Source organism: Myxococcus sp. AM011 (assembly GCF_013372595.1).
Classification (GTDB): Bacteria; Myxococcota; Myxococcia; order Myxococcales; family Myxococcaceae; genus Myxococcus; species Myxococcus eversor.
This window is the reverse complement of the sequence record NZ_JABXEM010000596.1, coordinates 1-430: the sequence shown is the minus strand read 5'-3', so window position 1 is coordinate 430 and position 430 is coordinate 1. Positions and strand designations below refer to the sequence as shown.

Sequence of the window (430 nt, the reverse complement as noted above, 5' to 3'; positions counted from 1 at the left end):
CAAGGTGGGCTACGCCTTCTCCGACGACTGGGACGAGCCGGCGCTGCTGCGGGCCGCCTCCACGGCGGCGATGATTGCCCAGGGCCAGGGTTCGGAGCGTTCCTTCCCTGTCTCCCGCGTCGCGGTGCCCAGCCACTACCGCGTCCCCACCCCGCTGTCGGACGTGGAGGTGTCACTCAAGGCGTCCCTGCTGACGCGCGCGGACCAGGCGGCGCGGGCCTTCGACTCGCGGGTGACGCAGGTCAACGGCGTCTACGTGGACCAGACGCGGCGAATCGCGGTGGCCAACACGGAGGGCCGCTACTCCGAGGACACCCAGGACCTGTGCCGCATGTCCATCCAGGTGGTGGCGCAGGGCAAGAAGAACGAGCGGAGCACGGGCTCGTACGGCGGCGGCGGCCGGGTGCCGTTCACCCACTGGGCCACCTTC

1 pseudogene is annotated in these 430 nt (G+C 71.2%); it reads left to right on the top strand.

What is annotated here, in order from left to right:
• A pseudogene (gene tldD, locus HUW62_RS47565) lies at window positions 1–430 on the top strand (metalloprotease TldD); the annotation flags it as partial.